We start from the raw sequence: 13,110 nt of genomic DNA on the forward strand, positions 1-13,110 counted from the left end.
CGACGGGGGAACGTGCCGGAGACGGCAACGAACGCCTCCCGGTCGACGGGCTCGGCCATGGCGGGCATTCCAGCCCGTCCGCGCAGGAGGAGACACGGCCTCATCCGAACCTCGCCGGGTGTCCGTCATCCGCTGGTGCCGTCGGCGTCAGCAGCAGACTCAGGTCGAACGCCGGCGCGCTGTGGGTGATGGCACCGACGGATATCGCGTCGACTCCGGTCTCCGCGACGTCCCTGACCGTGTCCAGCGTGATGGATCCAGACGCCTCGAGTCGGGGTCCTTCCGACCCTCGCAGTGTCACGATGTGCCGCATGTCTTCGATGGGCATATTGTCCAACATGATCCACTCGACTCCCGAGTGGAGCGCCTCGATGGCCTGGGCTGTCGACTCGACCTCCACCTCGACGGCGACGCCCCGCGTGTTACACGCGTGCACTGCGGCGATCGCGGCGCTCACTCCGCCCGCCGCGGCGATGTGGTTCTCCTTGAGCAGGACCATCGCCGCGAGGTCGAGCCGGTGGTTGCGCACTCCGCCTGCGGCGACCGCGCCCTTGTCGAGCGCTCGAAGCCCGGGCGCTGTTTTGCGGGTGTCCAGGATCCGTACCGGAAGCCCGGTCACCGCCTCCGCGAACGCCGCGGCGGCGGTGGCGATGCCGGACATGCGTTGCAGGAAGTTCAAAGCTGTCCGCTCACCGGTGATGATCTCTTGTGCGGGTCCTGCCAGCGTGAGCAGGTCCTGCCCGGTGTGGACGCGGTCGCCGTCCTGAACGTGCTCGGTGACGACGACGTCGCTGCCGAGCTGCCGATAGACCTCGGCTGGGATCGCCGTGCCGGCGATCACGCCGTCTTGGCGGGCGACGACGCGCGCATGGGCGCGGGTGCCGTCCGGCACCGCCCAGCGGGTGGTGATGTCGTCCTCGGCGCGGTCTTCGGTGAGGGCCCGGCGCACGGCGTCCGCCATGGCGCCGACGGCGACCGCCGCCTGGTACGCCGGGTGCGGGGATGGGGTACGGCGTTCGGGACACGAGATGCATAAAGCATTCATATAAACATTGTATGCTTCACGCATGAGCCGTCAAGACGCCACTCGTGACGCTTCCACTGCGATCGGGTCGGCCCTCTACGGGCTGGCCACCAGGGCTGTGCGACGCCTTCCGCGCGATATGAGCATCACGTCCGCCGCCACCCTGGCCACCCTGCACAGGATCGGCCCGCGACGGATCACCGATCTGGCCGTGATCGAGGGTGTCACCCAGCCCGCGATGACTGTTCTGGTCCGGGTGTTGGAGGAATCCGGACTGGTCGAGCGGAGGGGCGACGCGTCCGACAAGCGGGTCACGCTGGTGTGTCTGACCGAGGCCGGCGCGTCGTACGTTCAGACGCGGCGCCAGGCGGGCGTCGATGCGTTCGCGCGGCTGGTCGACGAACTCGCCGACGACGAGGTCGAGGCCCTGGTTGCGGCGCTTCCGGCGCTGGCGCACCTGGCAGAGCTCGAGAGCCAGGACCGCGAAGGGCAGAAGCGGTGACGGGGCGCACCCCGAAGCGCTCCGAGGCGCGGCTGCTGGTCCCCGCCCTGATGTTCATCGCCCTGGTCGTGGCGGCGGTCGCCAGCCTCGGGACGCCGCTGATCACCAGTGTGGCGACCACGTTCAACGTCTCGCTCGACAGCGCGCAGTGGACGCTGACCGTCGCACTGCTGAGCGGCGCCGTCGCCACGCCCGTCCTCGGCCGGCTCGGTGCCGGCCCGCACCGACGGGCCACGATCCTCGCCACGCTGGCGATCGTCGTCGTCGGCAGTGCGCTGACCGTGCTGCCGCTGCCGTTCGCGGGGCTGCTCATCGGCAGGGCGGCCCAAGGCATCGGGCTCGGTCTGACGGCGCTGATGATGGGCGTGGCCCGGGACCACCTTCCCGAGGAGCGCAGCACGGCGGCGATCGCCCTGATCTCGGTGGTCTCGATCATCGGTGCCGGCGTCGGCTACCCGCTCACCGCGCTTCTCGCCGAGATCGGCGGCGTACGGGCTGCCTACGGCTTCGGTCTGTTCGTCACCGCTGTCGCCTTCCTGACCGCGTGGCGTTCCCTACCCGTGGCTCCCGAAGGCCGCTCCGCCCACGTGAACGTGGCGGGCGCGCTCGTCCTGTCGGGCGGGCTGTTCCTCGTCCTGTTCCTGGCCGGCCAGCGGAGCCTGTGGAGCCGTCACCTCGCCGTGGCGGTGATCCTCGCCGTCGTCGCCGTGCTCCTGCTGTGCGTCTGGACCGCCTCCGAGCTGCGCAGCAAGGCGCCCCTGGTCGATGTCCGGGCGGTACGGCACCCTGCGGTCGCCGGAGCGAACATCGCCATGTTCGTCGGCGGGAGCGGCATGTACCTCCTGCTCACGCTCATCACGCGGTACGCGCAGACGCCGCACAGCGCCGGCTACGGCTTCGGGCTGACCACCTTCGTCGCCGGGCTGGTCCTCGTCCCGTTCTCGGTGCTGGGGTTCGTCGCCGGCAAGCTCACGCCCCGGGTTCGGACGCTGATCGACGCACCGGTGATCCTGGCCGGCAGCGCCGTCATCGGGTTCGTCCTCTTCGCCGTGGTTCGGTCGAACCTGGCCGAGCTGCTCGTCGCGATGGGTGTGCTGGGCTTCGGCGTCGGCAGCTTCTCGGCCGCGATGCCCGGCGTCATCCTGGCCGTCACGCCCAAGAGCGAGACGTCGAGCGCGATGAGCTTCAACTATGTCGTCCGCAGCGTCGGGTACTCCCTGGGCAGCGCGATAGGCGGCCTGGTCCTGGCCACCGGCACCGACACCGGTCATCTCTTCCCGAACGACCACGCCTACACCACCGCAGCGTTGGTCGGCATCGCCGCGATGGCGGTCACCGCCCTGACCGCCACCGCTCTCGCCCGCCTACGCCCGCCCGAGATCAACCCCATTGCGGCCACGGCCAGCGTGCCGAGTCAGGGCCGGTCGAGCCGATGACCGGCTCGCCGGAAGGGCGGCGGCCCCGTCGCCCTGGTCGGCGCCGAGGAGACATATCGACGATCGCCAGCGCCCATGGCCTGCTGAGACGAGAGAAACAGGTGGACCTGACTCGGCCGGCAGCATGCGCGGCCTGCCTCAACCATGCCGGAACGAACCACAGAGGCATGGCTGTGCGAACCAACATCGGCGCGATTGACGGATCTGGACATGAGGGGCCCGCGTCGATCGCGGCCTCCCGTGTGGATGTCAGTCCCACGCGTTGAAGAGCACTCCACCCAACGTGGTGACGCCGTAGAAGCGCACGTCACGCCACTCGCCCTGTGTGAGCACTGAGGTGTCCACGTTGGAGAGCGGTGTGGCGAGTTGTTCACAACCAAGGACCACGAAGCCCGCGTCGGTGAAAGCGTGAGCCCACGGCGGCGGTGCGAGGAACTCCTCTCCATACCAGTCCCGACGCGTCTGGGCGAAGGCGATCCAGGGGTGATGAGCGTGACACAGGACTATGTTCTCGCCTGCGCGTGTGACGATCGTTGCGGTATGGAAAGTCCGGGGGTGTGCCTGTTCCTCCACCTCGCCCACTTCGCCTCCGGCGACGCGGGCAGCGGCATACAGAGCGGCGCGGAACGCCCGCAGGTCAGTCTCTGGGAGCGGGCCGTCCTTCGGCCGGAAGAAGCCTGTCGCCCCCCGCGGCAGCGTGCAGCTGATGTTCCCCTCGTTGACCATGCCGCTCATTTTGCCTGGCACGAGGCGCATCGGTGGTCGTAGGTGTCGTGAACTGTCGGTTCCTACTGCGCGTCGGGTCAGACGCGGGCGCAGCTGGCCCCACGCCTGCGCGGTGGCCTTTCCGTAGAGGCGGGTGTCGGTGACGGTCGTAGCCTGCTCTTCGCCCCAGGCGCCGGGGTCGCCGAAGACGAACTCGCCGCCGTGCTTGGGCGGTCGGCCGCCCTTGGAGTCGTAGACACGCGGCGGTGTCGGCCGGCGCGTCACCCGGTCCGAGCGCAGACGAACGTGACTGCCACGGTCCCGAGCGCTCCGCCAGGGAGCGAGGTGGCAGTCACCCGCCTGGAAAGGCGGTTCCAGCATCAGTTGGAACCGCCTCCATTTCACGAGCCGGTCGAGGCCGCGACCGGGTCGAGGTGAGTGCGGAACCACGACAGCGCGGCGCCGCTGGACTCCTCGAAGTGCACCTTGTAGGCGTCGAAGTGCCCGCCGGGCAGCAGCACCAGCTCCTTCGGGGGCAACGCCCGCTCGAAAGCGGTCAGTTGGAGGTCGGTCGGGATCACCGTCTCGCCGGTCTCGACGATCATCATGAGCGGCTTCGGTGAGATTCGGGTGATCCAGCCGCCCGGCTCGTACAGCCGCGCGGCCCGGCTGGAGCGCATCGTCACCGTGTTGTTCGAGCGACCCGGCGGAACCAGGTCACGGTAGAAGCGCACTGCATCCGGGCTGCTGTACAGGGCCGGGTCGGCAGGATCGTCGCCGATGGAGGTCTGGTACCGCAGTTCACCGCCGGCGGCCTGGGCACGTTCTTCGTCGGCCTGGGCGAGTTCGAAGGCGGCGATGCGCTCTGGCGGGACCTTGCGCTGCCACTGCTCGAATCCGCTGATGGTGGGCACCTGCGACACCACGCACTTGATCCGCACTTCGGTAGCACCGAGCACGATCGCATGACCGCCCGCGAAGCTCGTACCCCACACCCCGATGCGGTCCGCGTCGACCTCGGGCCGGGCTTCCAGGAAGCTGATCGCGCGGCGCCAGTCCGCGATCTGCCGCCACGGGTCGACGTCGTTGCGGGGCTCGCCGTCGCTCGCACCGAACGTGCGGTGATCGTGGACGAGTACCACGAACCCGGCGTCCGCGAATGTGCGCGCGTACCGGTCGAGGCCCATCTCCCGGTTGGCGCCGAATCCGTGCGCCATCGTGATCGCGGGGCGCGGGCCCTCGGCTTCCGGCAGGTAGAGCCAGCCCCGCAGAGTCACGCCCCCGTCCGCCGTGAACTCCACGTCGATGCGCTCTGTCATGGTCATTCGCCTTCCGTGAAGTTGAAGTACTCAGCGGGGATGAGGCCGGCCTCGATGAGGGGTCCCCCGGCCTTCTGGTTGATCTGCACCACGGCGCCGAGAGGGCGGTGGTGGATGGCGATCTCCGTGATGAGCCCCTCGTCATCACGCGTGAGGATCGTGATCCCCTTCATCTCGAAGCCACCGAACGCGCTGGCCTCCCACTCCAGATACGTCCGCGGACCGTCCTGCACCTTCCGGACGAACTCGAGCCGTTCGTACAGTGAGCTCACCGCGGCCATGAGGGCCTCGACCTGCTCCTTGCGCTCCAGCGGCTTGGCGAGCGCGCTCGCCTCCATCCGCACGTTCGGCGAGAGGGCCGCCGCGAAGGACTCCTCGGTGCGCTGCTCGAACGCACTCGTCCAGGCCTTGGCCGGGCGCCCGTCGGCGGGGTTCGACGCGGTCTCCTCGACGACCGTAAGGAGGACGGCGGCGACCGCCGCCGGGTTCTCGGCGTGCGCCCAGTGACCTGCGCCGGCGATCGCCTGCGAGGTGGCGCCGGAGAAGCGAGGCGCCACATACGCGGAGACGATCTCCTCCGTGACGAAGGGGTCGTTCACGCCGCGCAGGACGGTGACGCTCCCGTGGTACTTGCTGGGCTGCTGTCCGTCGGGGTGGCCGTTGTTCCATGCCGTCGCCGTGTCGGCGATCGTCGACGGGGCGACGTGCAGCGCCACTTGGGCGAGCCGGTCACTCTCCTCGGCCGGGAACGCGGTGGCGAGCGCGCCGCGGAAGGCGCGCTGTGCGTCGAGCCCGAGATCCGGTGCCTGGAAGGGGGTGATCTGCTCGGGGGGCAGGTGAGTGCCCGCCAGCGGGATCGGATTGATCAGGACGAGCGAGCGCACCTGCTCGGCCAAGCGGGCGGCGACGAGTTCGGCGATCTGGCCTCCCATGCTGTGCCCGACGAGTACGACGGGGCCTTCCGTCGTGCGCACGACGCTCTCGAGGTCGTCGGCCCAACGGGCGAGCGTGAACGGCCCCTGATCCGAGGCGCGCGCACCCATGCCGGCGAGCTCGAACGCGATCGAGGGGACCGACCGCTCGTCGAGGACGGTGCGAACGCTGTTCCAGATGGCGCCGTCGTCCAGGTATCCGTGGACCAGCACCGCGGTCGGCGCCTTCGTCGCTGGGCTGTTCATCTCGTGTCTCCTTTGACGATCGCTCTCTTGCGGCGACGAATCGGAGGCAGTTGCTCTCGAGATCCTCGGCCGACGCGAGCTCTATGACGTAAGCATAGGGTCTATGCTTACGTCAATGTCATCGCTCTGTGATCGACGGGATGAGGACCGGTCCTTCCGACTCCCTCCGCGTTCCAGGCCCAGAGCGGAAGCGACCACCCGAGAATCAGAGGAGTCCACCCATGACGTCGAACGCCTTGACCTACGCCGTGCACATCGCGGACGGCATGCCGACCACCAACTCCGACGTGCCGCCCGATCAGGGCGAGCGTTCCTGGTCACCGACGTCGAGCACGCTCATCTCAAACGGGGGAGAGGCGCTGCTGGTGGATCCGCTCTTCACGATCGCGCAGTCGGAGGGCCTGCTGCGGTGGCTCAGTGAGCGTGACGCCCCGGTGACGAGTGTGTACGTGACGCACGGCCACGGGGACCACTGGTTCGGTCTCGGAGCCGTTCTGCAGCAGTACCCCGGTGCGCGCGCCTTCGCGCTGCCCGAGGTCGTCGAGGACATGGCCTACCAGTCCTCGCCCGAGGTCCTCAAGGCGGTCTGGCGCGCCTGGTTCCCCGAGCAGATCCCTGAGCGACTCGTCCTCGCCGAACCCCTCGAGGGCGAGGTCCTGAGCGTCGCAGGGGCGGAGGTCCGCCCGGTCCGCCTGGGGCACACCGACAGCGACAACACCACCTGCCTGCACGTGCCCGACCTGGGGCTGGTCGTCGCGGGCGACGTGATCTACAACAACGTGCACCTCATGCTGGCGGCCTCGGACGCGGACGGGCGAGCCGAGTGGCTGAGGGCTCTCGACACGGTCGAGGCGCTAGCGCCGACCGCGATCGTCGCGGGCCACAAGGATCCGGCCGCTGACGACGATCCCCGTCACATAGAGGAGACCCGCCGCTACATCCTTGATTTCGACAGCGGGGTGCGTCGCACCGGCAGCACTCTCGAGCTCTACGAGTACATGCTGGAGCGTCACCCGTCGCGCATCAATCCCGGTGCACTGTGGGGCTCCTGCCGGGCAGCGAAAGGCTGAGCAGGCAGCGCGTCGGCAGCGTCGGTCGGGCGGCGCGCTACGCGCGCGCGGCCGCCCGACGCTGCCGCGAGGCCCGCAGGTTCACGGCGTTACCGCAGATGCGCACGTCATGCCAGACGCCGTTGTTGGGGTTCGTGCCGTCGTAGAACGCAACCGAGCAGACCCGGTTGCGGCACATCTTCAAACGACGCCACGCACCCGTCAGTTGGGCGTTCGTGATCTCGTTGAGCACGGCCGCGACGACCCACCCGACGTCCTTGCCGCGCGGCGCCAGCGAGAAGACGCCCTCGGCGTCGATCCGCACCTCGAGCGCACCGCTCACCCCCTTCGGCGCGGATCGGACCGGAGCGTCGCGCACCGCACCCGACACCGTCAGCTGCAGCGACGCGCGTAGCTGCTGAAGCCGCACCAGCCCCGGTTCATCGACCTCGATCGCCGGCGCCTCCGCCCCGGTACGTCGACTCCATTCCGCCAGTGCGCTGGAGAGCCACGAGATCGCAGAACCCGGCGTCGAGAGCAGGTCCTCGAGCGCGGGCTTGCCGGCGGCACGGGTGTTCAAAACCTCCTGGACGAGGATGAGCGGCCCGGTGGCGATGCGGTCGGTGTAGCGTTCGCTCGCGAGTTCAGACATAGGCATAGTTTATTAGCTCCAGTCTTCATTGACGAGGAGAACGGAATTACCGCCGAAAAGACCCTAACGGCGACGCCATGCGTTCGACGCACCGCGAGTGCCCGGCATCGCGCGGTGACCGTATGACCCGGCCAGCCAGGCGATGGATACCCCTGCCCCGGCCGCACTCGGCGCTCGACCCTCACCTGTGGGCGGCTGGTCGAGGGGCGCCGCACTTCACGCTCGTCCACCCCTGCGCGAGACGCCCATGGTGCCGCAAAGGGACGCCAAGCAAGGGGGTCTCAGCGAGACCGCGTCCGGCCTCAGGACCCGCCGCGCTCGCGGGGGATCTTCTGGCCCGCCTCGATCGCCACCGGGAGGCGGTTCTCGGCCGGGGGCAGCGGGCAGGTGGCCAGGTCCGTGTAGGCGCACGGCAGGTTGGTGGCACGGTTGAAGTCCAGGACGACCGTACCGTCGGCGGCGGGCGGATCGAGGGCGAGGGAGCGGTTGGCGGCGTAGGTGGTGACCCCGGAGGTCGCGTCGGTGAACAGCACCATCAGCCGGCCCGGACCATGGCCGGGAAACGCGGTCAGCGACAACTCCTGCCCGTCCAGCTCGAACTCGACCCGGCCCGGAGCGTCGTAGACGTGCTCAAGGCCCTCGACCGCGGCACCCACGGTGGTCGGCCGCGGAGTGTCGAAGGGGATGTAGCGGCCTGTTGCGGCCCAGCGCGGGTCGGGGGCGTAGGAGGGCGTCCCGGTGAAAGCCGTGCGCAGCGGCGCGTCCGGATGCCGGGGGCGCACGATGTCCTGGCCGCCGCGCTTGGCGACCTCGATGACGGCGTCTCCCCAGACGGCGTCGACGCCGCCGCGCTCTGGAAGCACGCCGAAGCGGTGCTCGCCGCGCACCGGCGTCCCGTCGACGACCAGTTCCTCGCCCTCGTCGAGGTCTACAACGACGCCTTCGGGGCCGGTGCGCCACGCGCCGGGCGCGTCCGGGAAGCGCTGGGGTCGGTCGTCGAGCCAGTGCAGGCCGGTGATCGCCAGGAACCCGTGCGGGGCGGCGAGCCGGGCCTCCTGGGCGCGGTACCACTCCAGCCAGGTCTCGGTGAAGGCATGGAGGTCCGTGGTGGTGGCCTCGGTGGTCATGGGGAATCTCCTTTGTGTCGGAAGTGCCTTCGGGTAGGGGATGTGGGGGATGCAGGGGGTTGGTGAGTCGACGGTGTACTCAGCCGGCCAGTTCGCCGAGGAGTCGCCAGGTGCGTCGGCGATCGGATTCTCCCGCGATCTCGGTGACCGAGAACACGACCTCGGTGGCGCCGGCGTCGCGGTAACGGCGTACCTCGGCCTCGACTGTCTTCTCGTCGCCGATCACGGCCAGGTCGGCGGCCCGTCGGAGAGTTCGATGACCCGTGCGTAGGACGGGATCTGTTCGTAGCAGGCAAGGTTCTCGATGGCCTTGGCCCGCGCCGCGTCGACGTCGTCCGTGACCACGCCGGGCACCAGGGCCACGATCCGGGGCGCGGGGCGGCCCGCGGCGTCGGCCGCGGCGGTCAGGGCGGGCACGATGTGGTCCGCCAGGGCGCGGTCCCGCCAGATAGGGCAGGATCCCGTCGGCCAACTCGCCGCTCGCCCGCAGAGGCGCTCGACTCCGGCCAGTTCCAACAGGGTTGGCGCCAGATCGGTCACGTACTGGTACTGGTGGCGGATGCCGTCGTCGCCAGGGGGGCGGCGCAGGCCCCGTGGCCAGGAGATCAGGAACGGGACCCGGGCCCCACCCGCGTACGTGTGCCGCTTGTACAGCCGGAACGGGGTGTTCGACGCCGTCGCCCAGCCGCGCGAGTGGTGCACCAGGCTGCGCGGGTCGCCGATCGAAGCAGTCGGCACGCCACTCCCATACGTTCCCGCAGGTGTTGTACAGGCCGAAGCCGTTCGGCTCGTACGCCGCTACGGGGACGGTGCCGGTGCGACCGCCGGGCCGGTCGGAGCGGTGTGGGAACTCGCCGTGCCAGGAGTTGCAGCGCTCCCGGCCGCCAGGTATGAGGTCGTCGCTCCAGGGGTAACGCCTGCCCTCCAGGCCGCCACGGGCCGCGTACTCCCACTCGGCCTCGCTCGGCAGCCGAGCACCGGCCCAGGCGCAGTACGCCAGGGCGTCCGCGTGGGAGACGTGCACGACGGGGTGGTCGGCGCGGTCGTCGATGCCCGAACCGGGGCCTTCCGGGGTGCGCCAGGTGGCTCCTCGCACACTCGACCACCAAGGCGCCTGGGCGACCTGGCCGAGGACGCGGGCCTCCGGACGCACCAACAGGTGGAACACGAAGGAGTCGCCGAACCGCTCGGCGTCGGTGACGTGACCGGTGGCGTCGACGAAGGCGGCGAACTCGGCGTTGGTGACGGCGGTCGAGGAGATGGCGAAGGGGGCGAGCGTCACTTCGCCCGCCGGGCCCTCGTGGTCGCCCCGATAGCCCTCGTCGAAGGCGTCGCCCATGAGGAAGGCTCCACCGGGCAGTTCGACGAGCGGCGTGGCGTGAGCTCCTCTGTGGCCGGCCGGCAGGGGAGGAGCGGGGGCCGTCTCGTGGCGTCCGGGTGCGGCGATGGGGAGTTCGCTCATGCGGTGTTCAGGGAAGGACTCGGGACGGGGTCGGGCGCGGCGGCCAACAGGGCGCTGGTGTAAGGGTGTTGCGGGTTCTCGCACAGCTCGTCGACGGGGCCCGTCTCGACGATCCGGCCCCGGTGCATCACCGCGATGCGGTGACTGACCTGCCGTACGACCGCCAGGTCATGGGCGATGAACAGCAGCGCGAGACCGAGGTCGTGCTGCAGGTCGGCCAGCAGGTTGACGATCTGCGCCTGCACCGAGACGTCCAGCGCCGAGACCGGCTCGTCGCACAGCAGGACGGACGGCTCCGGGGCCAGCGCGCGGGCGATGCCGATGCGCTGGCGCTGGCCTCCGGAGAAGGCGCGTGGGTGACGGTCGGCGGCGGCCGCATCCAGCCCGACGAGCTCCAGGAGTTCGGCGACCCGTGCCTCGCGCGCCGCCCGGTCCGGACGCAGCCCGTGCACGAGGAGCGGCTCGCCGACGATGTCGCCCACCGTCATGCGGGGGTTGAGGGAGGCATAGGGGTCCTGGAAGACCATCTGCACCTGCCGGCGCAGCGTGCGCAGGGCCGCACGGGAGGGGCGGGTCACAACCTCCCCGCGGAGACTGATCGTGCCGCCGTCGGCGGGGTGGGCGTGGGCCAGCAGGCGGGCCAGAGTGGATTTGCCGGAGCCGGACTCGCCGACGATTCCGAGGGTTTCGCCCGCGTGGAGCTTCAGCGACACCCCGTCGACAGCGACCAGGCGGCTGCGGCGCCGCCCGCGGAACTCCTTGCGCAGGTCGGCGACCTCCAGCACCGGCGCGTCCGTGACGGCCGGGGCTCGCTCGGCGGCGGGCTCGGCCGCCGCGACCGGCAACTGGTCGCCGGCATGCCAGCACGCCACTCCCGCTTCCAGGGGCGGCGTTTCGCGGCCGCACCGCTCGTCCGCCAGCGCGCACCGCGCCGCGAACGCGCACCCGGCGAGCGGCAGCGACAGGTCGGGCGGTGTGCCCGGGATGCCGGTCAGCCGGGTGCCGGAGGGAGACGACAGCCGGGGTACGGCGGCCAGCAGCCCGGCGGTGTAGGGGTGGCGGGGCCGGGTGAGGATGTCCTCCGTGGGGCCGTCCTCGACGACCGTCCCGCCGTACATCACCAGCACGCGTGCGCAGGAACGGGCGACCACGCCCATGTTGTGGGTGATGAGGAGCAGGGCCGTCCCGGTCTCCTCGTTGAGCTTGGCCAGGAGCTGGAGGATCTGCTCCTGGACCGTGGCGTCCAGGGCCGTGGTCGGTTCGTCGGCGAGCAGGACGTCGGGTTCGTTCGCGAGGGCCATCGCGATGAGGATGCGCTGACGCTGGCCGCCGGAGAACCGGTGCGGGTGGTCGTCCAGCCGGCGCCGCGGGTCCGGGATGCCGACCAGCCCGAGGAGCTCCGCGGCGCGCTCCCGGCGGGCCGCGCGGTCGCCGTGGCCGTGGGCGCGCAGCACCTCGTCCAGCTGGGTGCGGACGGACAGGACGGGGTTGAGGGAGGTCATCGGGTCCTGGAAGATCATCCCGATCCGGGCGCCGCGCACCGCGCGCAGCTCCTCCTCGTCGGCCGTCGTCAGCTCGGTGCCGTCCAGCCGCACCGACCCCGCGGTGATCCGTCCCGTCCCCGGCAGCATCCGCGTCAGGGCCAGCGCCGTGGTGGACTTGCCGGAGCCGGACTCGCCGACCACGGCGAGGGTTTCGCCGCGCCGGAGGGTGAAGTCGACGTCTCGTACGGCGTGTACGGTCCGTCCGTCCGGTGTGCGGAAGCCGACGCTGAGTCCGCGCACATCCAACAAGGTCATCGGCGTATCTCCCGGTTCAGGGCCTCGGACAGCAGCGAGAAACCGAGGACTAGCAGGGTGACGGTGAGCAGCGGCCCGGCGGCGAAGTACGGGGCCTGGGCGAGGTAGGGCAGGGCCTGACTGAGCATGCTTCCGAGCGTCGGTTCCGGCGGCCGGATCCCGACGCCGAGGAAGCTCATCGCGCCCTCGAGGAAGACGGCGATGGTGAGGGAGACGGCGATCTGCACCACCAGAGGATCGGCCGTGTTCGGCAGGATGTGCCGCAGCAGCAGCCTGGCCCGGCCGGTGCCGCCGACGCGCGCGGCGACGGCGTACTCGCGCTCGCGCTGGACGAGGATGCCTGCGCGCAACTGGCGTCCGAACACCGGGACTTCGGCCAGCGCGATCACTACGATCACAGGCAGCCGGCCCGGTCCCAGCACGGCTGTGATGGCGAGCGCCAGGATCAGCCCGGGGAAGGCCAGCACCAGGTCGAAGAGTCGCTGCACCACCGTGTCCAGTACCGGATGCACCGCGGCGAGCAGTGCGAGCGCGCAGCCCAGCAGGGCGCCCAGCGGCACTCCGAGCGCGATCACCTCCAGGTCGGCACGGGTGCCGTACAGAAGCCGGCTCAGAGAATCGCGGCCCAGGTCGTCGGTCCCCAGGAGGTGCCCGGGGCTGCCGGGCGCGAGGAGCGCTCCGCCGCTCTGGTCGGTCGGGTCCTGGGAGACCAGCAGGGGCGCCAGCAGTCCGGCGAGGACCACCAGCCCGACCAGCACGAGACCGATGCGGCCGCGGGTGGTGGCGAGGGCGGTTACGTAGGGGTGGCGGGCGGCCCGCCTGCGGACGTGTGCGAAGGAGAGCGTGGTCATGGCGGC

10 protein-coding genes and 4 pseudogenes are annotated in these 13,110 nt (G+C 70.5%); 3 read left to right on the top strand and 11 right to left on the bottom strand.

Annotated features, from left to right (window positions below; translation table 11 throughout):
* Positions 1–100: 100 nt before the first annotated feature.
* On the bottom strand, positions 101–1,069 hold the full coding sequence (nadC, locus tag ABZ027_RS25350) for a carboxylating nicotinate-nucleotide diphosphorylase (RefSeq protein ID WP_356772110.1): 969 nt from the start codon (positions 1,067–1,069) through the stop codon (positions 101–103).
* Here nadC and ABZ027_RS25355 point away from each other — a divergent pair.
* Positions 1,068–1,526 (top strand): MarR family transcriptional regulator, encoded by a 459-nt coding sequence (locus tag ABZ027_RS25355; RefSeq protein ID WP_356772112.1) that lies wholly within the window; start codon positions 1,068–1,070, stop codon positions 1,524–1,526. The two genes, nadC and ABZ027_RS25355, sit on opposite strands and share 2 nt — an antisense overlap.
* A gap of 50 nt (positions 1,527–1,576) precedes the next feature.
* On the top strand, positions 1,577–2,962 hold the full coding sequence (locus tag ABZ027_RS25360) for an MFS transporter (RefSeq protein ID WP_356772259.1): 1,386 nt from the start codon (positions 1,577–1,579) through the stop codon (positions 2,960–2,962).
* A gap of 792 nt (positions 2,963–3,754) precedes the next feature.
* On the opposite strand, the pseudogene ABZ027_RS25365 reads toward ABZ027_RS25360, so the two are convergent.
* The 3 genes and pseudogenes from ABZ027_RS25365 to ABZ027_RS25375 all read right to left on the bottom strand — a co-directional run.
* A pseudogene (locus ABZ027_RS25365) lies at positions 3,755–3,970 on the bottom strand (transposase); the annotation flags it as partial.
* A 98-nt stretch (positions 3,971–4,068) separates the two neighbouring features.
* Positions 4,069–4,986 (bottom strand): alpha/beta hydrolase, encoded by a 918-nt coding sequence (locus ABZ027_RS25370; RefSeq protein ID WP_356772114.1) that lies wholly within the window; start codon positions 4,984–4,986, stop codon positions 4,069–4,071.
* 2 nt (positions 4,987–4,988) lie between these two features.
* A complete protein-coding gene (locus ABZ027_RS25375; RefSeq protein ID WP_356772116.1) occupies positions 4,989–6,164 on the bottom strand; it encodes an alpha/beta hydrolase in 1,176 nt (391 codons plus the stop codon).
* Positions 6,165–6,385: 221 nt separating this feature from the next.
* On the opposite strand from ABZ027_RS25375, the gene ABZ027_RS25380 reads away from it, so the two are divergent.
* Positions 6,386–7,234: an MBL fold metallo-hydrolase gene (locus tag ABZ027_RS25380; RefSeq protein WP_356772118.1), complete on the top strand. Its 849-nt coding sequence runs from the start codon at positions 6,386–6,388 to the stop codon at positions 7,232–7,234.
* Positions 7,235–7,271: 37 nt separating this feature from the next.
* Here the strand turns inward: ABZ027_RS25380 and ABZ027_RS25385 are convergent, their stop codons facing one another.
* The 7 genes and pseudogenes from ABZ027_RS25385 to ABZ027_RS25415 form a co-directional block, all read right to left on the bottom strand.
* The gene (locus ABZ027_RS25385) at positions 7,272–7,865 is read right to left on the bottom strand and encodes a CGNR zinc finger domain-containing protein (protein WP_356772120.1); all 594 of its coding nucleotides are present in this window, start codon (positions 7,863–7,865) and stop codon (positions 7,272–7,274) included.
* Between the two features lie 302 nt (positions 7,866–8,167).
* Positions 8,168–8,992, bottom strand: coding sequence for a DUF1684 domain-containing protein (locus ABZ027_RS25390; RefSeq protein WP_356772122.1), 825 nt, complete (start codon positions 8,990–8,992; stop codon positions 8,168–8,170).
* Between the two features lie 79 nt (positions 8,993–9,071).
* Positions 9,072–9,482: pseudogene (locus ABZ027_RS25395) on the bottom strand (LLM class flavin-dependent oxidoreductase); the annotation flags it as partial.
* Between the two features lie 2 nt (positions 9,483–9,484).
* A pseudogene (locus tag ABZ027_RS25400) lies at positions 9,485–9,715 on the bottom strand (sulfatase-like hydrolase/transferase); the annotation flags it as partial.
* A 1-nt stretch (position 9,716) separates the two neighbouring features.
* Positions 9,717–10,331: pseudogene (locus ABZ027_RS25405) on the bottom strand (SUMF1/EgtB/PvdO family nonheme iron enzyme); the annotation flags it as partial.
* Between the two features lie 119 nt (positions 10,332–10,450).
* Positions 10,451–12,253 carry an ABC transporter ATP-binding protein gene (locus tag ABZ027_RS25410; RefSeq protein WP_356772124.1) on the bottom strand — a complete coding sequence of 601 codons (1,803 nt, stop codon included), beginning with the start codon at positions 12,251–12,253 and terminating at the stop codon, positions 10,451–10,453.
* Positions 12,250–13,104, bottom strand: a complete 855-nt coding sequence (locus ABZ027_RS25415) for an ABC transporter permease (protein WP_356772126.1) — start codon at positions 13,102–13,104, stop codon at positions 12,250–12,252. Before ABZ027_RS25415 ends, ABZ027_RS25410 begins: the two co-directional genes overlap by 4 nt.
* Positions 13,105–13,110: the final 6 nt, after the last annotated feature.

Origin of the sequence: Streptomyces sp. NPDC006332 (assembly GCF_040612855.1) — a bacterium.
Taxonomy (GTDB): domain Bacteria; phylum Actinomycetota; class Actinomycetes; order Streptomycetales; family Streptomycetaceae; genus Streptomyces.

Bases quoted from the DNA above. Each gene is read 5' to 3' on its own strand.
- ABZ027_RS25360 (WP_356772259.1), top strand. From the start codon at position 1,577: ATGTTCATCGCCCTGGTCGTGGCGGCGGTCGCCAGCCTCGGGACGCCG.
- ABZ027_RS25410 (WP_356772124.1), bottom strand. From the start codon at position 12,253: ATGACCTTGTTGGATGTGCGCGGACTCAGCGTCGGCTTCCGCACACCG.
- ABZ027_RS25355 (WP_356772112.1), top strand. From the start codon at position 1,068: ATGAGCCGTCAAGACGCCACTCGTGACGCTTCCACTGCGATCGGGTCG.
- nadC (WP_356772110.1), bottom strand. From the start codon at position 1,069: ATGCGTGAAGCATACAATGTTTATATGAATGCTTTATGCATCTCGTGT.
- ABZ027_RS25415 (WP_356772126.1), bottom strand. From the start codon at position 13,104: ATGACCACGCTCTCCTTCGCACACGTCCGCAGGCGGGCCGCCCGCCAC.
- ABZ027_RS25375 (WP_356772116.1), bottom strand. From the start codon at position 6,164: ATGAACAGCCCAGCGACGAAGGCGCCGACCGCGGTGCTGGTCCACGGA.
- ABZ027_RS25380 (WP_356772118.1), top strand. From the start codon at position 6,386: ATGACGTCGAACGCCTTGACCTACGCCGTGCACATCGCGGACGGCATG.
- ABZ027_RS25385 (WP_356772120.1), bottom strand. From the start codon at position 7,865: ATGTCTGAACTCGCGAGCGAACGCTACACCGACCGCATCGCCACCGGG.
- ABZ027_RS25370 (WP_356772114.1), bottom strand. From the start codon at position 4,986: ATGACAGAGCGCATCGACGTGGAGTTCACGGCGGACGGGGGCGTGACT.
- ABZ027_RS25390 (WP_356772122.1), bottom strand. From the start codon at position 8,992: ATGACCACCGAGGCCACCACCACGGACCTCCATGCCTTCACCGAGACC.